Here is a 23,568-nt window from a genome sequence, read left to right on the forward strand (position 1 = left end):
ATGAAGAAAGAAAATCGCCTGGCAAAGAGAAAAAGAAGGAATCAAAACATCGCTTTCGGATTGTTTCAGCTTATCAGTTATTCCATTGTCGCTCTTTTATTTATTATATTGGCTTTTATCGTAGTTAAAGGAATTGGTGTTATCAGTTGGGAATTTATTTCCGAGATGCCTAAAGAAGGAATGACGCAAGGCGGAATTTACCCGGCCATAGTGGGAACACTTTGTTTGGTTTTCGGAAGCATGCTTTTTGCTTTTCCTGTCGGAGTTTTGGCTGCGATATATATGAATGAATATGTAAAAGACGGATGGCCTAAACGGATTATCAAACAGATGACGAATAATCTTGCCGGAGTACCTTCCATTGTTTTCGGTTTATTCGGGATGGCGTTATTCGTAAATAAATTAGAATTTGGTGATTCCCTTTTAGCGGGGTCTTTAACATTAGGATTGCTTGTTTTACCGGTAGTGATACGTACTACAGAAGAATCCCTGAAAGCGGTTGACGATACTTTCAGACAAGCCAGTTTAGGATTGGGTGCCAGCAAATGGCAAACGACAAGTAAAGTGGTTTTCCCGATAGCTTTTCCAAACATCATAACCGGTTTAATTCTTTCCATCGGGAGGGTTTCAGGCGAAACAGCGCCCATTTTGTTTACGGTGGCGGCTTATTTCTTGCCTAAATTACCAACGTCTATTTTCGATCAGGCGATGGCGCTTCCGTATCATTTGTATGTGATTTCAACCAGCGGAACCAATATTGAGGCCTCAAGAGCGATGGCATACGGAACGGCTCTTATTTTAATTATAATTGTATTAATTTCCAATTTACTGGCGAATGCCCTTCGTAAATATTTCGGAAAAAAAGTAAAAATGAATTAGCATGCATAAAATAGAATCTAAAAACGTAAATTTTTACTACGGCGAGACTCAAGCTTTACACGATATTTCGTTATCGATGAAAGAGAATACGGTTACGGCTTTGATTGGGCCGTCCGGATGCGGGAAATCGACCTATTTGCGTTTGCTTAACCGAATGAATGACTTAATCGATAAAACGCATCTTAACGGTGAAATTTATATCGACGGACATAATATTTATGCCAAAAACACGAATGTAGATGATTTGAGAAAGAACGTGGGGATGGTTTTCCAAAAACCGAATCCGTTCCCGAAATCCATTTATGAGAATGTAGCTTATGGCTTGAAAGTGAACGGAATAACGGATAAGAAAGTGATTGAAGAACGCGTGATTAAATCAATCGAGCAGGTAGCGCTTTGGGATGAGGTGAAAGACAAACTGAACAAATCGGCATTTGAATTGTCGGGTGGTCAGCAACAACGCTTGTGTATTGCCCGTGCGCTTGCCATTCAGCCTTCGGTGTTGCTGATGGATGAGCCAACTTCGGCACTAGATCCAATTTCTACCGCTAAAGTGGAAGAACTTATTTATGATTTGAAAAATAATTATACCATCGTAATCGTTACACATAATATGCAGCAGGCCGGACGTGTAAGTGATAACACGGCTTTTTTCTATATGGGCGAGCTGGTGGAATACGATAAAACAAAGAATCTGTTTACAAATCCAAGAAAAGAAAGAACGCAAAATTATATTACAGGCCGTTTCGGTTAATATTAAAGACCACATCATTTTCTGTTTATAAGTATTAAAAGTAGAACACATGACACAATTAGATAACGAAATACAAGATTTAAAAGAGGAATTAATTGAATTATGGCTTCTGGTAAACCTGCAACTGGAAAAAGTGCACGAGTCATTAATTTCAATGGACAAAGACTTGGCAAGGGAAGTAATTGCCAATGAGAAAAGAGTGAATTCCTATGAATTGAAATTGGACCGTAACTGCGAAAATGTTTTTGCACTTTTTAATCCGGTCGCTATGGATTTGCGATTTGTTCTGGCTGTTTTAAAAATCAATTCCAATCTGGAACGCACCGGGGATATAGCGGAAGGAATTGCGAAATTCGTTAAGGAAATTGCGAATGACTTTGATAAATCATTGTTGGAAATTACGAATATCAATGAGATGTTTGAAACTTCCGTTTACATGATGTCAAATGTTCTGGAGGCCTTCGAAAGAGAAGACACCAAATTGGCCCGTAAGGTTTTCAAACAAGACGAAACGCTCGATAAAATCAATAAAAAAGCAAACGGAGTTATAGCAAATTACTGCAGGGAAAATCCGGATAATATTGAGCAGGCTTTATATCTTTTGTCGATAATCAGAAAATTGGAGCGTGTAGGGGATCATGCCAAAAATATGGCCGAAGAAACGATTTTCTATATCGAGGCAAAAGTGTTGAAACACAAATCAAAATCGAATAAAAAGAAATAAGAATAAAAAGGTGGTTTAAAACCACCTTTTTATTTAAACATATCCAATCCCGGAATGTTTGGCATGCCGTCTTTGGCTACCGCGCCCAATTCGGCCTCGTTTACATTAGTCGCTTTTTCAATCGCTTTGTTCATAACTAAAACCAGGTAATCTTCCAGTTGTTCTTTGTCTTCCAGTAAACTGTCGTCAATTGTAATGGATTTAACTTTGCGGTTAGCGGTCAGAGTTACTTTCAAAAGCCCGTCGTTGCTTTGTTCGTCGATTAAAACAGTGTCCAAACGTTTTTTTGTCTCCTCTATTTTTTGCTGGGTTTCTTTCAGTTTACCCATCATGCCCATGATATCTCCAAACATGTTAATAAATTTAATGGTTATTCAAAGGCAAAATTATTAAATTGCAGGTAGATATATCCAAAAATGAAAAATCAATTTCTTTTGAGTTGCGTTTGTCTTACTTTTACATCCGCAATTGCTCAATACAATAAACCAAAAATGGTAGAAAAAATAAAGGCTCCTTTGGCAGCCGTAAAGCCAAAACAACTTGAAAAACACGGCAATGTCCGCACCGATAATTACTATTGGTTAAATGAAAGGGAAAACCCCGAGGTAATTGATTATCTCAACAAAGAAAACGACTACTACAATGCCATGACGGCGCATACCAAGCAATTCCAGGCGGATTTGTTTGAAGAAATGAAGTCACGAATCAAAGAAGACGACAGCTCTGTACCTTATTTGTACAACGGCTATTATTACATTACCCGTTTTGAAAAAGGGAAAGATTACCCGATTCACTCCCGTAAAAAAGGAAGTCTCGACGCGAAAGAAGAAATTATGTTCGACTGCAACGAAATGGCAAAAGGACATTCCTATTTCCAATTGAGCGGACTGAATGTCAGCGAAGACAATAAATGGTGTGCTTTTGGAGTCGATACGGTTTCCCGAAGAGAATATACCATTCAGATAAAAAATCTGGAAACCGGTGAAATTCTTCCGGTAAAGTTGGAGAAAACTACCGGTGGCTCTACCTGGGCAGCGGATAACGAAACCTTGTTTTACACCCGTAAAGACTTGGTAACCTTGCGTTCCGATAAAATTTACAAGCATAAATTAGGTTCGGATGGAAAAGAAGATCAGGTGGTTTTTCATGAAAAAGACGATACGTTTTCGACATTCATTTACAAAGAAAAATCAAAAAAATACCTTGTAATCGGTTCTTCCAGTACGTTAACTTCGGAGTATCAGATTTTAAAATCAGACAATCCTGATGGTAAATTCGAATTGTTTCAGAAAAGAACACGCGGATTGGAATATTCGATTTCGCATTTCGGAGACAGTTTTTACGTGGTGACCAACAAAGACAAAGCGACCAATTTCAAACTGATGAAAACACTGGAAACGGCTACTGCAAAAGAGAATTGGGTAGATTTGATTCCGAACCGAAAAGAGACTTTGCTGGAAGGGATTGAGATTTTCAAAGATTATTTGGTAGTTGAGGAGCGCAATAACGGTTTGAATAAAATCCGAATCATGCCATGGAGCGGAAAAGGCGAGTATTATTTGCCGTTTGATATTGAAACGTACACGGCTTATACGACTACGAATGTTGATTTTGATACCGAAGTGCTGCGTTACAGTTACCAATCGTTAGCCACGCCTTCTTCGGTGATTGATTTTAACATGCGTACCAAAGAAAAAACCATCAAAAAAGAGCAGGAAGTTTTAGGTGGAAAATTTGATAAGAACAATTATACGGAAGAACGTATTTGGGCAACCGCAGAAGACGGAACAAAAGTACCGATTTCCATGGTGTACCGAAAAAGAATCAAGAGAGACGGTAAAAATCCATTCTTGTTGTATGCTTACGGTTCTTACGGAGCTTCCATGGATCCTTATTTCTCATCGATTCGATTGAGTTTGTTGGACAGAGGCTTCATTTACGCCATTGCGCATATCCGCGGAGGTGAAGATTTAGGGCGCGAATGGTATGAAAACGGGAAATTACTGAAAAAGAAAAATACGTTTACCGATTTTATCGATTGTTCGAAATATGTAATCGAGCAGAAATATACCTCCGCGAAGCATTTGTATGCAGAAGGCGGTTCTGCGGGAGGATTATTGATGGGAGCTATCATTAATATGGCACCCGAGTTATATAACGGTGTGATTGCTCAGGTTCCGTTTGTGGATGTGGTTACGACCATGTTGGACGATTCGATTCCGCTTACAACAGGAGAATATGACGAATGGGGGAATCCAAACGATAAAAAATACTACGATTACATGTTGTCTTATTCACCTTATGACAATGTAAAGCAACAGAAATACCCAAATATGTTGGTTACAACCGGTCTGCATGATTCACAGGTTCAGTATTGGGAACCGGCAAAATGGGTAGCTAAATTGCGAGTTATGAAGCTGGGAGACAGTCAGTTATTTTTAGATACGAATATGGACACGGGACACGGAGGAGCATCCGGCAGGTTCGAAGCCATTAAAGAAGTGACAAAAGAGTATACTTTTTTGTTAGATTTAGAAGGAATTAAAAAGTAGATAAAGAATTTTTTATACATTTGCAAGGTTGTGACTTTTTCAAATAAGGATTATATTCACATCTCGCAGAAATTTATTTTTTATGAAAGAAGAAATAAAAGCCTATAATAACGTATTGGAATTAATAGGAAATACACCTCTTATTAAGCTCAATACGATTACAGAAGGATTAAAAGGGAACTTTTACGCTAAAGTAGAAGCCTTTAATCCCGGACATTCCACTAAAGACAGAATTGCATTATACATCATTGAAGAAGCCGAAAAACGCGGTATTTTGAAACCTGGTGACACCATTATTGAAACTACTTCCGGGAATACCGGTTTCAGTATCGCGATGGTAAGTATTATTAAAGGGTATGATTGTGTTTTGGCAGTGAGCTCCAAGTCATCAAAAGATAAAATTGATATGCTTCGGGCGATGGGAGCAAAGGTTTATGTTTGCCCTGCTCATGTTTCTGCAGACGATCCACGTTCGTATTACAATGTCGCAAAGCGTTTGCACGAAGAAACTAAGGGATCGGTTTATATTAACCAATACTTTAATGACTTAAACGTTGACGCACATTATAAATCAACAGGTCCCGAAATTTGGGAACAAACCAATGGAAAAATCACCCATTTTATCGCTTGTAGCGGAACTGGAGGGACTATTTCCGGAACGGCTCGTTTCTTAAAAGAACAGAATGCGAATATTAGGGTTTTAGGTGTTGATGCTTTTGGGTCGGTATTGAAAAAATATCATGAAACCAGAGAATTTGACAACGATGAAATTTATCCATACCGAATTGAAGGTTTAGGTAAAAATTTAATCCCAACTGCAACCGATTTTGATGCGATTGATAAATTCACCAAAGTAACCGACGAAGAAAGTGCACATACGGCCCGTGAAATTGCCAAAAAAGAAGGTTTGTTTGTAGGATATACTTCCGGAGCTGCCATGCAGGCCATAAAACAGTTTGCCGAAGACGGTGAATTTGACGAGAACAGTAATGTCGTTGTTATTTTTCCTGACCACGGTTCGCGTTATATGAGCAAAGTATTCAGTGACGAATGGATGAACGAACAAGGTTTCTTTGACAGCGTAAATGCCGAAGAAGCTCAGAAGATTGAATTTATAAAATAGACTTCTTAGAATGTTAGATTTTTAGACATCTTAGATTGATAGAAATAAAGATACTCCGCTGAAAAGTGGAGTTTTTTATTTTACATAGGTTTCATATTTTAAGGTTATGGATATAAAAAAACTCCGTCGTATAAGACGGAGTTTTTATTTATCTAAGAAGTCTAACATTCTAAGAAATCTAACATTCTAAGAAGTCTAATATTCTAAAAAAGTCTAAGTTGTCTAATTATTCCTGCATGGTATGATATACATTCATCACGTCATCATCCTCTTCAATTTTCTCTAACAATTTCTCCACGTCAGCCACTTGCTCCGGAGTCAGTTCTTTGGTGATTTGCGGAATACGCTCGAATCCTGACGATAAGATTTCAATGTTTCTGTTCTCCAGTTCTTTCTGGATGGCTCCAAAACTTTCAAAAGGAGCATACATTAGTATACCATCTTCGTCAGCGAAAATTTCTTCCACACCAAAATCGATCATTTCCAATTCTAACTCTTCCACATCCTGACCTTCAGCCGGAATTCGGAAATTACAGGTATGGTCAAACATGAATTCTACCGAACCTTGTGTTCCCATGGTTCCGTTGCATTTGTTGAAATAACTTCTGATGTTGGCAACGGTTCTGTTATTGTTGTCGGTTGCCGTTTCAATCAGAATCGCGATTCCGTGTGGGGCATAACCTTCAAACAATACTTCTTTAAAGTTGGCAGTATCTTTATCCGATGCTTTTTTAATCGCACGTTCCACATTGTCTTTTGGCATGTTGGCCGACTTCGCATTTTGGATAACGGCTCTTAATCGGGAGTTGGTTTCCGGATTCGGACCACCTTCCTTAACGGCCATTACAATGTCTTTTCCTATTCGAGTAAACGTTTTAGCCATTGCCGACCAACGTTTCATTTTACGTGCTTTTCTGAATTCAAACGCTCTTCCCATTTCTATTCGGAGTTTATTATGTATAAAGTAACTGAGTTTCTGAGTAACTGAGTGTGCAACTGTGAGGCTGCAAAAATAATTCTTTAACTTGAATTTTAAAAAAAACTCAGCGACTTAGTCACTTAGCAACTCGGTAACTTGTGTTATTTTTTATAAAACGGCATTTTAACCACTTTTGCTTTAATGTCTTTGTTTCTGATTCGGATATAAATTTCGGAATCCGGAGTGGATAATTCGGTTGGAACATAGCCCATTCCGATAGCAATTCCCAATGATGGAGATTGTGTTCCGGAAGTAACCACACCTATACTATTTCCGTTAGCATCAGCAATTTCGTAATCGTGACGTGGAATTCCTCTTTCCACCATTTCAAAACCTACTAATTTTTTGGAAACACCCGCTTCTTTTTGTTTTTTCAGGTTTTCGGAATTGGTGAATTCTTTATCGAATTTCGTAATCCATCCCAAACCTGCTTCCAATGGAGAAGTGGTGTCGTTAATGTCGTTTCCGTACAAACAGAAGCCCATTTCCAAACGTAAGGTATCACGAGCCGCCAATCCGATTGGTTTGATTCCGAAGGCTGCACCGGCTTCGAAAACTTTGTTCCAGATTGTTTCGGCATCTTCGTTTTTAAAGTAAATTTCGAAACCACCTGAACCGGTATAACCCGTAGCTGAAACCGTTACGTCTTTTAAACCGGCAAATTCTCCGATTTGGAAAGAATAGTACGGCATGTTAGTCAAATCGATGGAAGTTAGTGATTGCATTGCTTCTGCAGCTTTAGGTCCTTGGATAGCCAATAAAGAGTAGCTGTCGGAAAGGTTTTGCATCTCTACACCCAAATCGTTGTGTGAAGAAATCCAATTCCAGTCTTTCTCAATATTCGAAGCGTTAACCACCAACATGTAGTGGTTGTCAGCAATTTTATACACGATTAAATCGTCTACAATGCCACCTTCGTTATTGGGTAAACAGGAATATTGTGCTTTTCCGTCTACTAATTTCGAAGCATCATTTGATGTTACTTTCTGAATCAAAGCCAATGCATTTTCACCTTTCAGAAAGAATTCCCCCATGTGTGAAACATCAAAAACACCCACGCCATTACGAACCGTTTCGTGCTCAAGGTTAACTCCTTCATACTGAACAGGCATATTATAACCTGCAAACGGAACCATTTTAGCTCCTAAACTTTCGTGAACGTGCGTTAATGCTGTATTTTTCATTGTATGTTGATTGTTTATTTTAGGACGCTAATGTATTGATTTTTTACGGAGTGACAAAGCCATACATCAGACATATTTCGTAAATTTAAGGTATGGAAAATTATATTTTATCTGACAGATTTGAAGTACTGAAGCGATTTAAACCAATTCCGGATGACGCTCATAAAGGAATTCAGGGGCATGCTTTGATTGTAGGAGGAAGTTATGGGAAAATCGGTTCCGTTTGCCTTTCGGCGAAAGCCTGTTTGAAATCGGGAGCAGGTTTGGTGACGGTGTATGTTCCGAAATGCGGTTATGAGGTGGTGCAAAACGTCGTTCCCGAAGTCATGGTGATAACGGATGATTATGCCGATCACATCACAACAGTGAACCATAAACTGAAATTGCAGGCCATCGGAATCGGGATGGGAATCGGTCAAAATCCGGATACGCATCAGGCCATGTACCATTTTTTTAAGATGAATGTGCTTCCCATGGTTATTGATGCGGATGGGTTGAACATTCTTGCGGAAAATAAGGAATGGCTGGAAATGTTGCCCAAAAAAGCCATTTTAACACCGCATCTGAAGGAATTGGAGCGACTGATTGGCAATTGGCATTCCGATTCGGATAGGATGGAAAAAGTGCAATCGTTTTCGAAGGCATTTGATGTGATTGTAGTGGTAAAAGATGCGCCGACATTTGTTGTTTATGCGGATTCGGTTTTTGAAAACACAACAGGAAACCAAGCCCTGGCAACCGCCGGAAGCGGGGATGTTTTAACCGGAATCATTACGGGATTACTCGCACAGGGTTACACTCCTTTGGATGCGGCAGTGTTGGGTGTTTATCTTCACGGATTGACCGCCGATCTTGCAGTTCCGGAAATGGGACATCATGCGTTTATTGCTTCGGATATCATTGCGTATCTTGGGAGAGCTTTTTTGAGTTTGGAGAAGAAAAAATAACCGCAAAGAGCGCTAAGTTTTCGCAATGGGCGCAAAGATTTTATTGATTTCCTTAAGTTAAGAGAAAAAAATAACCGCAAAGAGAGCTAAGTTTTCGCAATGGTCGTAAAGATTTTTTGGATTTTCTTTGCGAACGTTAGCGATTTTTCTTTGCGGACTTTGCGGTTAAAAATTAAAATATGTTTTTAGGATGTGATTACTTGATTCCTAATTCTTCAAATTTAGCTACCAATTTAGGATCGGATGGGCGAGGAGCGTCAGCAGAAACGATATTTCCGTTCGGGTCCACCAAAATAAATCTCGGAATACCTTCAATGGCATATTCCTGAACAAATTTCGAATTCCAGTCGTTATCCGCGAATAACTGAATACCACCTAATTTTTTCTCTTCCACAAATTTTCTCCATTTTTCGTAATCTTTTTTCGCATCAATGGAAAGACTTACGAATTCAATGTTTTTACCGTGGTATTGTTCTTCCACTTTCTGTAAGCTCGGAATTTCACGACGACAAGGTCCGCACCAAGTAGCCCAAACATCGATATAAACGTATTTTCCTTTTAGACTTTCCAGAGAAGTTTTTCCGCCTTTGAAGTTTTCGTAATCAAATTTCGGAGATGGATTTCCTATAGTTAATGTTTTGATTTTAGTGTATTTGGCGGTCAATTCTTCTTTGAATTTCGCATCCGAAGAAAGGGCCAATAATTCATTGTAAAGCAGTGCAGCTTCCGGATTTCCGGCACCCACTTCATACGCTAAATTTTGTATATGAGCATTTTTGATGAAAGCACTTTTTACTTTTTTAATTTCGGGCAAGGCCAATTTGTATGTGTATTCCTCATTTTCACCTAATTGTGCAAAGATGTTTTTATTGAATTTTGTGGCAACGATTTGTTTGTAGGGCGAAGAAAATAAAAAGTCCTGTTCGTTATCTAAATCGATTTTAGCATCAAATTGCGGGAATGTTGCCGATGGTTTGAAACCTTCAATTTTTCCGTAATGCGCATGATATTCAGGGTAATTCAATAGTTGTAGTTGCTCGAAATAACCAATACTTTTCAATTCGTTTTTCTTGAAAGTCGCATCGGTAATTTTAGACTTGTTTAGCAAATCGGTCAGGGCTGTTTTCACTTCTTTGATTTTTGCCAAAAAAGCGGTTTCATCCAAAGCATAAAAGACTTGCGGATTCCCAATCAATTTGTTGGCGGTATCCGTTTTGTCCATGAAATACTGATTTTCAGCACTTCCTTTTCCGGTAAATTTTAAAGTAGTTGCGAAATTCTTGTCGTCAACATTTATAACCAGTTTGGTTCCTTTTGCTAAATAAATGGAGGAACGATTACTTCTTGTGGCAAAATTGTAGGTGCCGGAATAATCAATCTGAAATGTTTCGGAAAACGAACCGTCCGCTTTAAGTGTGATTTCTTTTTCGAACGATTCCCCTTTAATTTTCAATTTTCCGTCTTCTGTATTCAGAATTTTTCCGGAAAGGGTAATGGTTTCTTTTGGCGTTGTAAATGAAGCAAAAAATACAACCAACAAAAGGTAAAGTGTGTTTTTCATGTTTAATGGTTTTTTAGTTGCCCAAATATAAGAATTGTACTCTAAAGTATGTCTTAATGAAATACTAATAATAAATCTTGCATTTTAAGTGCATTTTGTTGAATTTTGAGGTCTTAATTTAACCACGAAAATGGATACAGTACATTATATAAGTTCTGATGTTTTTTCTTTAGAATTACTTGAAGAAATCATTTCCCAACATAAAACTCTAGAATTATCCGAAGAAGCACGTATCAATATTGAAAAGTGCCGTACTTATTTAGATAACAAAATGCAATCGCACGGTGACCCTATTTACGGAATCAATACAGGTTTCGGGTCGCTGTGTAATATCAAGATATCAAACGAGAATCTTACCAAACTTCAGGAGAATTTGGTGAAATCGCACGCGTGTGGTACCGGAGAGGAAGTGCCGCAGGAGATTGTGAAGATCATGTTGTTGCTGAAAATCAAATCGTTGAGTTACGGACATTCCGGTGTGCAGTTGCAAACTGTAGAGCGTTTAATTGATTTTTACAATAACGATATTTTACCGGTTGTTTATACGCAAGGTTCACTTGGCGCTTCCGGTGACTTAGCTCCTTTGGCACATTTGTCATTGCCGTTAATCGGTGAAGGAGAAGTATATGTTGATGGTTTCCGTCAGCCAGCTAAAAAAGTATTGGAGAAAATGGGTTGGAACCCGATTGAATTGCAGTCAAAAGAAGGTTTGGCATTGTTAAACGGAACGCAATTTATGAGTTCTTACGGAAGTTACATTCTTTTAAAAGCAATGAAATTTTCCTATTTGGCTGATGTAATCGGAGCGATTTCTCTGGAAGGTTTTGATGGCCGAATTGAGCCTTTTAACGAATTAATTCATATGGTTCGTCCGCACAAAGGACAAATTAATACGGCAAGACGTTTTAATGAATTACTGGAAGATAGTGAGATTATTGCTCAGCCGAAGCAACACGTTCAGGATCCGTATTCGTTCCGTTGTATTCCTCAGGTGCATGGCGCTTCTAAAGACACCATTGATTATGTGAAGAAAGTATTTAAAACCGAAATCAACTCGGTAACCGACAACCCGAATATTTTTGTGGGTGAAGATTTAATCATATCCGGAGGGAATTTCCACGGGCAACCTCTAGCTTTAGCTTTGGACTTTTTAGGAATAGCTTTAGCAGAATTAGGTAGTATTTCCGAAAGAAGAACCTATCAGTTAATTTCTGGATTAAGAGAGTTGCCGGCATTTTTAGTAAGCAACCCGGGATTGAATTCCGGATTCATGATTCCGCAATACACGGCGGCTAGTATTGTAAGTCAGAACAAACAATTGGCAACGCCGGCCAGTATCGACAGTATTGTTTCTTCAAACGGACAGGAAGATCACGTGAGTATGGGGGCTAATGCTGCGACGAAATGCCTGAAAATTATGGAAAACCTGGAACGTATTTTAGCCATCGAGTTGATGAATGCTTCTCAGGCCATCGAATTCAGAAGACCTTTAAAATCAAGTGAGTTTCTGGAGACGTTTATTAAGTCTTTCAGAGAAGAAGTTCCTTTGGTGGAAGAAGACAGAATCCTGCATTATGATATTGAAAAATCAATCGCTTTCCTGAATAGTTTACAACTTGACACTGAAGTGTTGGAATAACAAAAAAGCCTCATTCAAGAGGCTTTTTTTATTTCATGAAGTAGAAACTCGCTAACGCCATAAGCGCCGGAACGGATTGCACATAAAAAATGGTTTTTTGAACCGTAACCGCACCGTAAATTCCTGCAATAGCTACGCAGCAAAGGAAAAAAGCGGCCACGTTGATACTCCAATAGGTATCCTGAATTAAAAACGACCAAAGTAAACCGGCTGCCAAAAAACCGTTATACAAACCTTGATTTCCGGCCATTTGTTTTGTTTTTTCAAACATGTCTGCAGGAACGCTTCGAAACACTTTTTTAGCTCGAGTAGTCCAGACAAACATCTCTAACCATACGATATAGAGGTGAATGAAGACTACAAAGCCGATGAGTATTTTTGATAGTATGGTCATGTTTTATTTATTTAAAAACCCGTTTGGATTTTGATTTTTATAAATCTTAACGATAAGCATTACTCCGGCTGAAGCTTCGCTCAGCATTCCTAATATCAATAAAAGGGAAGCTCCGGGCCAATGCATTATTTTGAATAAGGCGCCAACAATTGTTATAATACAGCCCAAAACAAATGCGATTAAAATGTGTTTGTTTGTCATTTTTTTAGTTTCTTTTTTCAAATGGAGTTATAATACCTTTTTCTAAATATTGCTTTAACTGTCTTAATAAATCAGCCCAACAAAAACTGGCTACCCGAAATTCTTTGCTGATTTCCTTCCAGTTCGTGTGGTAGAATTGAACAGTGGTTACATTAGGTTCTTCTTCCGACAAAATAAATCCGAAACGTGTTGGTAACCATTCTTCCATCCCCTCGGTCATGGTGAATTCAATTTCTTCATTTTCTTTGAACTTTGAAATCACAGCATACCAATCGTATTCGTCGGTAAAATTGAGGTTGTATTTTTCATTCAAGCCCGGTTTTCCGCTACAGCGTAACGTCCACCAATTGTTTAATCCGTTTGGCGTGGCAACCGTTTCAAAAACCTTTTGTTTTGGGATATTAATCCAAAAATCATGATAGATGGTGTTCATAACTATTCGGAATCAATAATTTTCTCAATACGTTTGTCAGGAATCAGCTACATTAAGGCTACTGCGATGTACATCAAACCTGAAATAAGAGGATTAAAGTTAGCACAAATAATCCCAATAATGTATAAAATCGGTGAAATTTTACCTTTAAGATCACTTCCGATAGCTTTTGATAATACCGAGTTGGGTCCGTGTTTTTTAAGAATTTGCGATTGTAAAATAAAATAGGCGATGGCCGACATCAAAAGAATGACACCGTACATGGTCATTGGAAATGAAGCAAAATTATTTTCACCAATCCATGCTGTTACGAAGGGAATCAACGAAAGCCAAAACAAAAGATGTAGGTTAGCCCAAAGAATACCGCCCGTGACCTGTTTTACGGTATGCATCATGTGATGATGGTTGTTCCAATAGATGCCGACATAAATAAAACTAAGGATATAACTGAAAAATTTCGGGAATAATGGTTTTAATGCGTCAAAATCCATTCCTTCAGGTACTTTAAGTTCCAGAACCATGATGGTGATGATAATTGCTAACACACCGTCGCTAAAGGCTTCCAGTCGGGTTTTGTTCATAAAGTTAACTTAAGGTTTTATGAATTCTTCTTTTATGATGAGATTGTTTCAATTCGGTTTCTCCCGAAATAATACTGATGTTGCCGTCAATTTCAAGCATGGCCAACTTTACCTCTTTATAATGTTCCACACCGTGTTCCCGCATCGCTTCTTCCATTTCGTCTGATGTGATGCCTAGTTTTGCCAGCGTTTTATACTCGGTTTTTCCGTTATGAATTAAAATTTCGGGTTTGTCCTGTACAAAATCACTCAGTTTTTTAAAACGATACATCAGTCTTTTTAAGATATAGCTAATGAGAAACAGTACCAGAGCAGCTGCCAATCCGCCCCAAAGACTAGTGTTGTTTCCTACCATGGCATTTTGAACCGAATTACTTATCAATAAAATCAGAATGACATCCGCTGTATTGAGTTGTGACAATTCCTTTTTCCCAAACACACGCAGAGCGATAACCATAAATAAATATACGGCAACGCTTCGGATGACTATGTCGAGATAGGGATGCAATTATTTTTTTGAATTAAAGATTTTATGCTCGATTAAAATTTAATTTTACTAACTGATAACTGCTAACTGCGTTATTTCCATTTAAAGTTTTTCTCAATGGCCTTAATCATTTCGCCTGCAATATCTTTGTGAGTAGCGCCTTCAATACCTTCCAGTCCCGGAGAGGAATTCACTTCCAGTAACAAAGGTCCTTTTGAAGAACGTATGATGTCCACACCGGCTACTTTTAAATTCATGGCTTTTGCCGCTTTAATTGCGATACGTTTTTCTTCCGGAGTGACTTTCACCACCGATGCGGTACCTCCCAAATGAATGTTGGCCCGAAATTCACCCGGTAAGGCTTCCCGCTGCATGGCGGCAACTACTTTTCCGTCGACTACAAACAAACGTAAATCTTTTCCGTTTGCCTCTTTAATGAATTCCTGAACCAAGATGTTGGCATTTAAACTCTTGAAAGCATTGATAACGGATTCGGCTGCTTTTTTGGTTTCGGCCAAAACAACACCTTTCCCTTGTGTGCCTTCCAATAATTTTACGATGAGGGGAGAACCGCCAACCATTTTAATCAAATCGTTGGTGTCCAAGGGTGAATTGGCAAATCCGGTAGTAGGAATATCCACGCCGTTGTTCAAAAGCAATTGCAGGGAGAATAATTTATCCCTTGACTGACTAATGGCTGCCGAGTTGTTCAGGGCAAACACTTTCAGCGCTTCAAACTGACGGGTCAAGGCACAACCATAGTAGGTCATACTCGGACGAATTCTCGGAATAACCGCGTCAAAATCATTTAAAACACGACCGCCACGATAATGGATTTCCGGTGTATCGGCATCGAGTTTCATGTAGCAGTATTTCAGGTTCAGGAAATGCATTTCGTGTCCGCGCATTTCACCCGCCTCGATGATTCGTTTGTTACTGTACAATTCCGGATTACTGGCTAATAAACCAATGCGCAATCCTTTTGTAGAAGGTAATTCGCTATAATAGTATTCTTTTAATTTTTCGCTGGTGGGTTGGCCCAATAGGTATTTTTGTTCCGGATCGACTAAGATACGTCCTGACATGGCTTCGCGACCTAACAACATTCGGAATCCCATGGAGTCACGATTGGTCAGCGTTACTTCGATTTCCCAAAGCGTTCCACCGATTTCTAAAGTGGTTTTGATTACATAACGTTGTTCACGGTAACCGCTGGAACTTTTTACCACACGTTTATCAACCAAAAGTGCCTCGCAATGAATGACGGCTTTTAAGTTGTTCTGAATAGGGTTGATGTCGAAACGTACCCAATTTTCACCGTCTTTTTCAAACGGAGTAATGTTTGTAGCGTGTAAGGCGGATGTTTTTGCTCCCGAATCAACACGAGCTTTAATTGTTGGAATTCCCAGAGCAGGGAAGGAGCACCATTCTTCGCTCCCTACGATTACTTTGTCCAGCATTATAAAAGATTTAGTAAACTAAAGTACTACTTTTTTTGGAATGCAAAACAAATTTGTGTAAAAAAGGAAAAACCTACTAATTAGTAGGTTTTTCAGCTTTTTTGATGGTTACGAAGAGCTCTTGTTTCTCTTCGTTCAGATCCATGAAAATTTCGTCGCCTTCATGAATTTTGGAGGTGATAATCTCCTCTGCCAATTCGTCTTCGACGTATTTCTGAATCGCTCTTTTTAGCGGTCTTGCACCAAACTGTTTGTCAAAACCTTTTTCGGCGATATAGTCTTTTGCTTTTTCGGATAATTGAAGTTTGTATCCTAAATCGGCAACACGGGCATATACCTTATCCATTTCGATGTCGATAATTTTATCGATGTCTGATTTTTCCAGTGCGTTGAAGACTATTACATCGTCAATTCGGTTTAAGAATTCCGGTGCGAAAGCTTTTTTCAGTGCGTTTTCGATAATTCCTTTGGAAACATCATCAGCCTGAGCCGTTTTTGAAGCGGTTCCGAAACCAACTCCGGTTCCGAAATCTTTCAACTGACGTGCACCCACATTGGATGTCATAATGATAATCGTGTTTCGGAAATCGATTTTACGTCCTAAACTGTCGGTTAAATGGCCGTCATCCAATACCTGAAGCATCATGTTGAATACATCCGGATGCGCTTTTTCAATCTCATCCAACAATACCACACAATACGGTTTTCTTCTTACTTTTTCAGTTAATTGTCCGCCTTCTTCGTAGCCAACGTATCCCGGAGGCGCTCCCACCAATCTTGAAATCGCAAATTTTTCCATGTATTCACTCATGTCGATACGAACCAGCGCATCTTCCGAATCGAATAATTCTTTCGCGATAACTTTTGCCAATTGTGTCTTACCCACACCGGTCTGACCTAAGAAAATAAACGAACCGATTGGCTTGTTTGGATCTTTCAATCCTGCACGGTTTCTTTGGATGGATTTGGCAATTTTCATCACCGCTTCGTCCTGACCGATAACCTTGCCTTTTATAAGCTCCGGCAAATGCGCCAATTTGTTGCTTTCCGTTTGGGCGATACGATTTACAGGAATTCCGGTCATCATGGAAACCACATCGGCAACATTGTCTTCGGTTACTACGATACGATTGTTTTTAGCGTCTTCTTCCCATTGTTCCTGGGCGATGGCTAAGTCTTTTTCAATACGTTTTTCGTCATCACGAAGTTTGGCTGCTTCTTCGTATTTCTGTTTTTTAACGACTGAGTTTTTCAGTTCGCGCACTTCCTCCAATTGTTTTTCCAGTTCCAGAATTTGTTTCGGAACATCGATATTGGTGATGTGTACACGCGAACCCGCTTCGTCTAAAGCGTCAATGGCTTTGTCCGGTAAGAAGCGTTCCGACATATAACGATTTGTAAGTTTCACACAAGCCTCAATAGCTTCCGGAGTGTAAATTACGTTATGGTGGTCTTCGTATTTATTTTTGATGTTGTTCAGAATTGTAATGGTTTCTTCGACGGAAGTCGGCTCCACAATTACTTTCTGAAAACGTCTTTCCAAAGCACCGTCTTTCTCGATGTACTGACGGTATTCGTCAAGAGTAGTGGCGCCAATACATTGGATTTCACCTCTTGCTAAAGCCGGTTTAAACATATTGGAAGCATCAAGAGAGCCTGTTGCGCCTCCTGCACCCACAATGGTGTGGATCTCGTCAATGAAAAGAATGATGTCGTCGTTTTTTTCCAATTCGTTCATCACGGCTTTCATTCTTTCTTCGAACTGGCCACGGTATTTTGTTCCGGCTACTAAACTTGCCAAATCCAACGTAACTACACGTTTGTTGAATAAAATACGGGATACTTTCTTTTGAATGATACGCAAGGCCAAACCTTCGGCAATGGCCGATTTACCCACACCCGGTTCACCAATCAGCAGCGGATTGTTTTTCTTTCTTCGGCTTAAAATCTGTGAAACACGCTCAATTTCTTTTTCACGTCCCACAACAGGATCTAATTTTCCTTCTTCGGCCAACTCTGTTAAATCACGACCAAAATTATCCAAAACCGGTGTTTTCGATTTTTTATTGGCTTTACCTGCGGCGCCCGGATTGTTAAATCCTGCATCGCGCATACTGTCATCTTGTCCGGAATCGTCGTTGAATGACTCGTTTTTCGGTAAGTTATCGATGTAATCTTCTTCGTTTGATGTCATAGCTATAAATTGTTCTTTAACAAGTTCGTAGTCAATTTTTAATTTGTTTAAAAGCTTGGTTGTCGGGTCGTTCTCGTTGCGGAGAATACACAACAATAGATGCGCGGTACTGATAGAAGTACTCTGAAAAACTTTAGCTTCAAGAAAAGTGGTACGCAACGCACGTTCTGCCTGACGCGTTAAATGTAGGTTTTTCTTGTCGTTACTTCTGTCGGCATTAGGATTTGGGGGACTAACGATTTCTATTTTTCGGCGTAAATGTTCCAAATCCACCGAAAGATTGTTTAATATATTGATTGCGGTTCCGTTACCGTCTCTTAAAATCCCCAGCATTAAATGTTCTGTGCCAATAAAGTCATGCCCCAGTCGTAAAGCTTCTTCTTTACTGTAGGTAATCACGTCTTTAACCCTTGGTGAAAAATTATCATCCATTACAAAAATCTTTATATTGTAAATTTACTAATTCTATAAAGCCTGTGCAAAAATCATACCTGATAAAATCATTTTACTTGTATTGCTAATAGACGAATAAAAAATGAGAAATGAAAGACAAAAGGTCAGGTTTTTTCAACTTTTTAAAACTTTTTCAATGTTAATAAAATCCCTAAAATTGTGAATAAATTACCGCTTCGTTACCTCAAAATTGTGTATATTGGCACGTTTTGAAATATCTATAATTTTTTAATATAAATACTTATGTCTGAAGGAGAAAAGTTAATTCCTATTAACATTGAGGACGAAATGAAATCAGCCTATATCGATTATTCGATGTCGGTAATTGTATCCAGAGCGCTTCCTGATGTTAGAGATGGTTTGAAACCGGTACACCGAAGAGTTTTGTTTGGGATGTATGAGTTAGGAGTATTATCCAATAGAGCGCATAAAAAATCAGCGAGAATTGTAGGGGAGGTCCTTGGTAAGTACCACCCGCACGGAGATAGTTCAGTATATGATGCCATGGTTCGTATGGCACAGGAATGGAGTTTGCGTTACCTTTTGGTAGACGGACAGGGTAACTTCGGTTCGGTTGACGGTGACAGTCCGGCAGCAATGCGTTATACTGAAGCAAGAATGAAGAAGCTTTCGGAAGAAATTCTGGCAGATATCGATAAAGAAACAGTTGATTTCCAATTGAACTTTGACGACACCTTAGAAGAGCCGAAAGTAATGCCGACAAAAATCCCGAACCTTTTAATTAACGGTGCATCGGGTATTGCCGTTGGTATGGCGACTAACATGGCGCCGCATAATTTAACAGAAGTTATCGACGGTACGTTAGCGTACATTGATAATAACGATATCGAGATTGACGAATTAATGCACCATATTAAAGCACCGGATTTCCCAACGGGAGGTGTGATTTATGGTTATGAAGGCGTTCGTGAAGCATTCAAAACCGGTCGTGGGCGTATCGTAATGCGTGCGAAAGCGAATTTTGAAGAAGTGGACGGACGTGAATCCATCATCGTGACCGAGATTCCGTATCAGGTAAACAAGGCAGAAATGATCAAGAAAACTGCCGAGTTGGTTAACGATAAAAAAATTGAAGGTATTTCCACTATCCGTGACGAATCGGACAGAAACGGTATGCGTATCGTTTACGTTCTGAAACGGGAAGCGGTGCCGAATGTGGTAATGAATACCTTATTTAAGTATACGCAATTGCAGTCGTCTTTCAGTGTGAACAATATCGCATTGGTAAATGGGCGTCCGCAAATGCTGAATCTGAAAGACTTAATCCATTATTTCGTAGAGCACCGTCATGAAGTGGTAACACGTCGTGCACAGTTTGATTTGCGTAAAGCGGAAGAAAGAGCCCACATTTTAGAAGGTTTGATTATTGCTTCTGATAATATCGACGAAGTAATCCAATTGATCCGTTCTTCAAAAGACGGCGATGAGGCGAGAACCAAATTGATTGAACGTTTCAATTTGTCAGAAATTCAGGCACGTGCGATTGTTGAGATGCGTTTACGTCAGTTAACCGGTCTGGAACAGGATAAGTTAAGAGCGGAATACGATGAAATCATGAAATTGATTACGTATTTGAAAGAATTACTTGCCAGCAAGGAAATGAGAATGCAGGTAATTAAAGACGAATTGGCGGAAATCAGAGATAAATACGGCGATGAGCGTCGTTCTAAAATTGAATATTCCGGTGGTGATGTAAGTATCGAAGATTTGATTGCCGATGAACAAGTGGTAATTACCATTTCTCATGCGGGTTATATCAAACGTACGCCGCTTTCCGAATACAAAACACAAAACAGAGGCGGAGTCGGACAAAAATCAGCCGGAACGAGAGATCAGGATTTCCTGGAGCACATGTATGTGGCAACAAACCATCAGTATATGTTGTTCTTCACACAAAAAGGAAAATGTTTCTGGATGCGTGTGTATGAAATTCCGGAAGGAAGCAAAACCAGCAAAGGACGTGCGATTCAGAACCTTATCAACATCGAAAACGACGATAAAGTAAAAGCATTCATCTGTACGCAGGACTTAAAAGATCAGGAATACATCAACAGCCATTACGTTATCATGGTGACCAAACAAGGTCAGGTGAAGAAAACATCCTTGGAGCAATACTCAAGACCACGTGTGAACGGAGTGGCGGCTATTACCATTAAAGAGGACGACGTATTGTTAGAAGCGAAATTAACTACAGGGAACAGTCAGGTACTGATTGCAGTGAAATCCGGTAAGTTGGTACGTTTCGAGGAAGAAAAAACCCGTCCGATGGGAAGAACGGCTTCGGGAGTACGCGGAATTACCTTAGCGGATGATAGTGACGAAGTAATCGGTATGGTATCTATAGACAGAGATCATGTGAATGATTCTCAGATTTTAGTGGTTACCGAAAACGGTTACGGGAAACGTACCAAATTGGTAGATGATGACGGTGAAGATGTATACCGTATTACCAACCGTGGAGGAAAAGGGGTTAAAACATTGAATCTGACAGAGAAAACGGGATCGTTAATATCCATTAACAACGTTACGGATGAAGACGATTTGATGATTATCAACAAATCCGGTTTAACGATTCGTTTGAAAATTTCCGATTTACGCGTAATGGGACGTGCCACACAAGGAGTTCGTCTGATCAACATCAAAGGAAACGATGCCATTGCAGCAGTTGCCAAAGTAATGCGTGAAGATGAAGAGGAAGAAGACAGCGAAAACGGTGAAGATTTCAATGCTGAAATCGATAATCCGGAAATTTCTTCAGAGGACAACGAAACACAGGAATAATTAAAACTGAACTATAAAATGAAAATTAAATATGTTTTATTGGCATCTTCACTGATGCTTTCAGTAGCCTCTTTCGCGCAGAAAGACGAGCTAAAAACGTTAAAAAAACTGTACGCAAAAGATCAGTTATCGGCAGATGACATGTCCGAGTATAAGTTAACGGTAAACAAAGCAGCAGCAATTTCCGGCTTAGCTGAGCAGGATTTGGTTTATGTAAATTTCTATAAATCAATGTTGCCAATTTTGGAACTGAACAACGCCATGACTAAAAATCCCAATGATGTTCAGGCATTGGCAAAAAATCTTTCACCGGCTAATATCAAAATGCTTGGAAAAGGGTTAAATGATGTTTTGGATTTTGAAAAAAAATCAGGTAAGCCAATTTACACTACTGATATCCAGGAAACCATTGCGAGTTTTAAACCAATGATGCTGCAATATGCTTACGGTTTGAATCAGGCATCTAAGTTTAAGGAATCAGGTCAGGTATTTGAAGCGATTTATCAATTCGATAAAAGTGACGCTTCTAATTTATACAATGCCTCTGTTTTAGCACTTCAGGCTGAAGATTATGATGGGGCTTTGAAGTATTATGAAGAGTTAAAAAACATAAACTATACAGGTGAAGGAACCAGTTATCTTGCCGTAAACAAAGTGAACGGTCAGGAAGAACCGTTTGCAACTGATTCCGACAGAAAAGCGGCTATTAAAATAGGTACGCACGAAAAACCGCGTGATGAAAAAATACCTTCCAAAAGAGGTGAAATTTTCAAAAACTACGCTTCTATTTTATTGAATAAAGGGAGAGTGGAAGAAGCAAAAAAGGCCATCACAGATGCGAAAGCTCTTAATCCTGATGATACTGATTTGATTTTAGCGGAAGCGAATCTTTATTATGAGGCAAAAGATATGGTAACCTATAAAAAGCTGATTAACGAAGTTATCGCTAAAAAACCAAATGACGCCGATTTGTATTTCAATTTAGGAGTGGTTAGCACAAATACCGGTGAAACCGAAGAAGCTAAAAAGTATTACGAAAAAGTAATTTCAATTGACCCTAAGTATTTTAATGCCTATAATAATTTAGGAGCTATCTATCTTTTAGGGGATGAGAAAATTGTAAAAGAAATGAATTCTTTGGGAATGACTCCAAAAGAAAGCAAACGTTATGATGAACTGAAAGCTAAAAGAAAGAAAATGTTTACCGGAGCAATTCCTTATTTTGAGAAAGCATTGGAATTGCAGCCTGCAAACGAAAGTGTAAAATCAATTTTACTGAATTCCTATCAGGTGCTCGAAATGGATGCCAAATACAAGGCACTTAAAGCAAAAAAATAATAAAAAGTCCCTCAATTGAGGGACTTTTTATTTTATAAGAATGTTGTTTCAAATATAATTCAATCTTTTTTAACGCTTTCTTTGTTCTTTTTGATATTGGAATGGTTTTTGATTTACTATTTTTGAAAAATTAAAAAACGAAACGTGAGATTTTTTTACGCTTTATTAATCGTACTGTTTTTTTCAGTAAGCGGCTTTTCGCAACCTGACAATGGCAAGAAAACCGTTGTTATTCCGCGTATAAAAGACCCTGAGGTTCCGGCAAACAGGATACCTGCAAAATCGGATGCGCCGCGTTTTAAATCCATGGATTTCAGCGATTCCGTTTTAGATAAGGACAAACCGTTGACATTTCCGAAGGAAGGGAAAAAACCGATTCAGATAGGACAGCTTCCGGAGACCAAACAGGAGAAGTTTGCCAGCCCTTATGAAATCCCCAAAAACGCTTTGCCAAAATCGGAAGGCGACGGACATTCGAAAGATTTCAGAAGAAATCAGGATTTTGGGGAAATCAGAACAAAAGGCAACAGTATCAAGATCCTTTTGAGGGATTATGGTGCCATTGATGGTGATGTCGTGAAAATAACGGTGAATAACATTGTTTATACACCAAGAATTAGTCTGGAAGAGTATCGTAACTCGGTAGTAATCGGTTTGGTTGAAGGGTTTAATTATTTTGAGATTGAAGCCTTAAATGAGGGGACAAGTTCTCCAAATACCGGGGAGTTCATTTATCTGGATGACAAAGGCGAAGTCCTGAAAGCTGATCAATGGGGGCTTTCTACAGGATTTAAAGCCCGATTGATGATAATCAAAGAAAAGTAAGCGTAAACTCCAAATTCCGGTTTGGGGTTTTTTTATGACCTTTATCAGTAATTCCTTC

At 39.0% G+C, this 23,568-nt stretch carries 21 protein-coding genes; 10 read left to right on the forward strand and 11 right to left on the reverse strand.

What is annotated here, in order from left to right:
* The 3 genes from pstA to phoU are packed head-to-tail and all read left to right on the forward strand — an operon-like array spanning position 1 to position 2,357.
* Positions 1-879, forward strand: coding sequence for a phosphate ABC transporter permease PstA (pstA, locus tag BLQ05_RS04205; RefSeq protein WP_023576454.1), 879 nt, complete (start codon positions 1-3; stop codon positions 877-879).
* 1 nt (position 880) lies between these two features.
* Complete coding sequence (gene pstB / locus BLQ05_RS04210) at positions 881-1,633, forward strand: phosphate ABC transporter ATP-binding protein PstB (RefSeq protein WP_023576455.1); 753 nt, start codon at positions 881-883, stop codon at positions 1,631-1,633.
* A 49-nt stretch (positions 1,634-1,682) separates the two neighbouring features.
* Positions 1,683-2,357 carry a phosphate signaling complex protein PhoU gene (gene phoU / locus BLQ05_RS04215; protein WP_023576456.1) on the forward strand — a complete coding sequence of 225 codons (675 nt, stop codon included), beginning with the start codon at positions 1,683-1,685 and terminating at the stop codon, positions 2,355-2,357.
* 29 nt (positions 2,358-2,386) lie between these two features.
* Here the strand turns inward: phoU and BLQ05_RS04220 are convergent, their stop codons facing one another.
* Positions 2,387-2,710: a YbaB/EbfC family nucleoid-associated protein gene (locus BLQ05_RS04220; protein ID WP_023576457.1), complete on the reverse strand. Its 324-nt coding sequence runs from the start codon at positions 2,708-2,710 to the stop codon at positions 2,387-2,389.
* 138 nt (positions 2,711-2,848) lie between these two features.
* Here BLQ05_RS04220 and BLQ05_RS04225 point away from each other — a divergent pair, with 138 nt between their 5' ends.
* Both BLQ05_RS04225 and capA read left to right on the forward strand, forming a co-directional pair.
* Positions 2,849-4,909 (forward strand): S9 family peptidase, encoded by a 2,061-nt coding sequence (locus BLQ05_RS04225; RefSeq protein ID WP_143000910.1) that lies wholly within the window; start codon positions 2,849-2,851, stop codon positions 4,907-4,909.
* Positions 4,910-4,991: 82 nt separating this feature from the next.
* Positions 4,992-6,032: a cysteate synthase gene (gene capA / locus BLQ05_RS04230; RefSeq protein WP_023576459.1), complete on the forward strand. Its 1,041-nt coding sequence runs from the start codon at positions 4,992-4,994 to the stop codon at positions 6,030-6,032.
* A gap of 226 nt (positions 6,033-6,258) precedes the next feature.
* Here capA and BLQ05_RS04235 read toward each other — a convergent pair whose 3' ends face one another.
* Both BLQ05_RS04235 and gcvT read right to left on the reverse strand, forming a co-directional pair.
* On the reverse strand, positions 6,259-6,969 hold the full coding sequence (locus BLQ05_RS04235; RefSeq protein WP_023571760.1) for a YebC/PmpR family DNA-binding transcriptional regulator: 711 nt from the start codon (positions 6,967-6,969) through the stop codon (positions 6,259-6,261).
* Between the two features lie 143 nt (positions 6,970-7,112).
* On the reverse strand, positions 7,113-8,195 hold the full coding sequence (gene gcvT / locus BLQ05_RS04240) for a glycine cleavage system aminomethyltransferase GcvT (RefSeq protein ID WP_023576460.1): 1,083 nt from the start codon (positions 8,193-8,195) through the stop codon (positions 7,113-7,115).
* Between the two features lie 92 nt (positions 8,196-8,287).
* On the opposite strand from gcvT, the gene BLQ05_RS04245 reads away from it, so the two are divergent.
* Positions 8,288-9,142, forward strand: coding sequence for an NAD(P)H-hydrate dehydratase (locus BLQ05_RS04245; protein ID WP_023576461.1), 855 nt, complete (start codon positions 8,288-8,290; stop codon positions 9,140-9,142).
* Positions 9,143-9,338: 196 nt separating this feature from the next.
* Here BLQ05_RS04245 and BLQ05_RS04250 read toward each other — a convergent pair whose 3' ends face one another.
* Positions 9,339-10,703: a TlpA family protein disulfide reductase gene (locus BLQ05_RS04250; protein WP_023576462.1), complete on the reverse strand. Its 1,365-nt coding sequence runs from the start codon at positions 10,701-10,703 to the stop codon at positions 9,339-9,341.
* 130 nt (positions 10,704-10,833) lie between these two features.
* Here BLQ05_RS04250 and hutH point away from each other — a divergent pair, with 130 nt between their 5' ends.
* The gene (gene hutH / locus BLQ05_RS04255) at positions 10,834-12,342 is read left to right on the forward strand and encodes a histidine ammonia-lyase (protein ID WP_023576463.1); all 1,509 of its coding nucleotides are present in this window, start codon (positions 10,834-10,836) and stop codon (positions 12,340-12,342) included.
* 28 nt (positions 12,343-12,370) lie between these two features.
* Here the strand turns inward: hutH and BLQ05_RS04260 are convergent, their stop codons facing one another.
* From BLQ05_RS04260 to BLQ05_RS04290, 7 genes are all read right to left on the reverse strand, one after another.
* Positions 12,371-12,736, reverse strand: a complete 366-nt coding sequence (locus BLQ05_RS04260; protein WP_035654515.1) for a DUF1304 domain-containing protein — start codon at positions 12,734-12,736, stop codon at positions 12,371-12,373.
* 3 nt (positions 12,737-12,739) lie between these two features.
* Positions 12,740-12,937 carry a GldL-related protein gene (locus BLQ05_RS04265; RefSeq protein ID WP_023576465.1) on the reverse strand — a complete coding sequence of 66 codons (198 nt, stop codon included), beginning with the start codon at positions 12,935-12,937 and terminating at the stop codon, positions 12,740-12,742.
* 4 nt (positions 12,938-12,941) lie between these two features.
* Positions 12,942-13,370, reverse strand: coding sequence for an SRPBCC family protein (locus BLQ05_RS04270; protein WP_023576466.1), 429 nt, complete (start codon positions 13,368-13,370; stop codon positions 12,942-12,944).
* Positions 13,371-13,417: 47 nt separating this feature from the next.
* A complete protein-coding gene (locus tag BLQ05_RS04275; protein WP_023576467.1) occupies positions 13,418-13,951 on the reverse strand; it encodes a TMEM175 family protein in 534 nt (177 codons plus the stop codon).
* A gap of 4 nt (positions 13,952-13,955) precedes the next feature.
* A complete protein-coding gene (locus BLQ05_RS04280; protein WP_023576468.1) occupies positions 13,956-14,459 on the reverse strand; it encodes a DUF421 domain-containing protein in 504 nt (167 codons plus the stop codon).
* 71 nt (positions 14,460-14,530) lie between these two features.
* Entirely contained in the window at positions 14,531-15,898 is a 1,368-nt protein-coding gene (gene rimK / locus BLQ05_RS04285; protein WP_023576469.1) for a 30S ribosomal protein S6--L-glutamate ligase, read from the reverse strand.
* Between the two features lie 76 nt (positions 15,899-15,974).
* A complete protein-coding gene (locus BLQ05_RS04290; RefSeq protein WP_023576470.1) occupies positions 15,975-18,524 on the reverse strand; it encodes an ATP-dependent Clp protease ATP-binding subunit in 2,550 nt (849 codons plus the stop codon).
* 264 nt (positions 18,525-18,788) lie between these two features.
* On the opposite strand from BLQ05_RS04290, the gene gyrA reads away from it, so the two are divergent.
* The 3 genes from gyrA to BLQ05_RS04305 all read left to right on the forward strand — a co-directional run bounded on the left by gyrA (position 18,789) and on the right by BLQ05_RS04305 (position 23,510).
* Positions 18,789-21,347, forward strand: a complete 2,559-nt coding sequence (gene gyrA / locus BLQ05_RS04295) for a DNA gyrase subunit A (RefSeq protein ID WP_023576471.1) — start codon at positions 18,789-18,791, stop codon at positions 21,345-21,347.
* 18 nt (positions 21,348-21,365) lie between these two features.
* Positions 21,366-22,685, forward strand: coding sequence for a tetratricopeptide repeat protein (locus BLQ05_RS04300; protein WP_023576472.1), 1,320 nt, complete (start codon positions 21,366-21,368; stop codon positions 22,683-22,685).
* A gap of 144 nt (positions 22,686-22,829) precedes the next feature.
* Entirely contained in the window at positions 22,830-23,510 is a 681-nt protein-coding gene (locus BLQ05_RS04305) for a hypothetical protein (RefSeq protein ID WP_023576473.1), read from the forward strand.
* Positions 23,511-23,568: the final 58 nt, after the last annotated feature.

The sequence above is a fragment of the Flavobacterium saliperosum genome (assembly GCF_900100625.1).
Lineage (GTDB): Bacteria > Bacteroidota > Bacteroidia > Flavobacteriales > Flavobacteriaceae > Flavobacterium > Flavobacterium saliperosum.

Coding starts and splice junctions, on each gene's coding strand:
- pstA (WP_023576454.1), top strand. CDS start 1: ATGAAGAAAGAAAATCGCCTGGCAAAGAGAAAAAGAAGGAATCAAAAC.
- pstB (WP_023576455.1), top strand. CDS start 881: ATGCATAAAATAGAATCTAAAAACGTAAATTTTTACTACGGCGAGACT.
- phoU (WP_023576456.1), top strand. CDS start 1,683: ATGACACAATTAGATAACGAAATACAAGATTTAAAAGAGGAATTAATT.
- BLQ05_RS04220 (WP_023576457.1), bottom strand. CDS start 2,710: ATGTTTGGAGATATCATGGGCATGATGGGTAAACTGAAAGAAACCCAG.
- BLQ05_RS04225 (WP_143000910.1), top strand. CDS start 2,849: ATGGTAGAAAAAATAAAGGCTCCTTTGGCAGCCGTAAAGCCAAAACAA.
- capA (WP_023576459.1), top strand. CDS start 4,992: ATGAAAGAAGAAATAAAAGCCTATAATAACGTATTGGAATTAATAGGA.
- BLQ05_RS04235 (WP_023571760.1), bottom strand. CDS start 6,969: ATGGGAAGAGCGTTTGAATTCAGAAAAGCACGTAAAATGAAACGTTGG.
- gcvT (WP_023576460.1), bottom strand. CDS start 8,195: ATGAAAAATACAGCATTAACGCACGTTCACGAAAGTTTAGGAGCTAAA.
- BLQ05_RS04245 (WP_023576461.1), top strand. CDS start 8,288: ATGGAAAATTATATTTTATCTGACAGATTTGAAGTACTGAAGCGATTT.
- BLQ05_RS04250 (WP_023576462.1), bottom strand. CDS start 10,703: ATGAAAAACACACTTTACCTTTTGTTGGTTGTATTTTTTGCTTCATTT.
- hutH (WP_023576463.1), top strand. CDS start 10,834: ATGGATACAGTACATTATATAAGTTCTGATGTTTTTTCTTTAGAATTA.
- BLQ05_RS04260 (WP_035654515.1), bottom strand. CDS start 12,736: ATGACCATACTATCAAAAATACTCATCGGCTTTGTAGTCTTCATTCAC.
- BLQ05_RS04265 (WP_023576465.1), bottom strand. CDS start 12,937: ATGACAAACAAACACATTTTAATCGCATTTGTTTTGGGCTGTATTATA.
- BLQ05_RS04270 (WP_023576466.1), bottom strand. CDS start 13,370: ATGAACACCATCTATCATGATTTTTGGATTAATATCCCAAAACAAAAG.
- BLQ05_RS04275 (WP_023576467.1), bottom strand. CDS start 13,951: ATGAACAAAACCCGACTGGAAGCCTTTAGCGACGGTGTGTTAGCAATT.
- rimK (WP_023576469.1), bottom strand. CDS start 15,898: ATGCTGGACAAAGTAATCGTAGGGAGCGAAGAATGGTGCTCCTTCCCT.
- BLQ05_RS04290 (WP_023576470.1), bottom strand. CDS start 18,524: ATGGATGATAATTTTTCACCAAGGGTTAAAGACGTGATTACCTACAGT.
- gyrA (WP_023576471.1), top strand. CDS start 18,789: ATGTCTGAAGGAGAAAAGTTAATTCCTATTAACATTGAGGACGAAATG.
- BLQ05_RS04300 (WP_023576472.1), top strand. CDS start 21,366: ATGAAAATTAAATATGTTTTATTGGCATCTTCACTGATGCTTTCAGTA.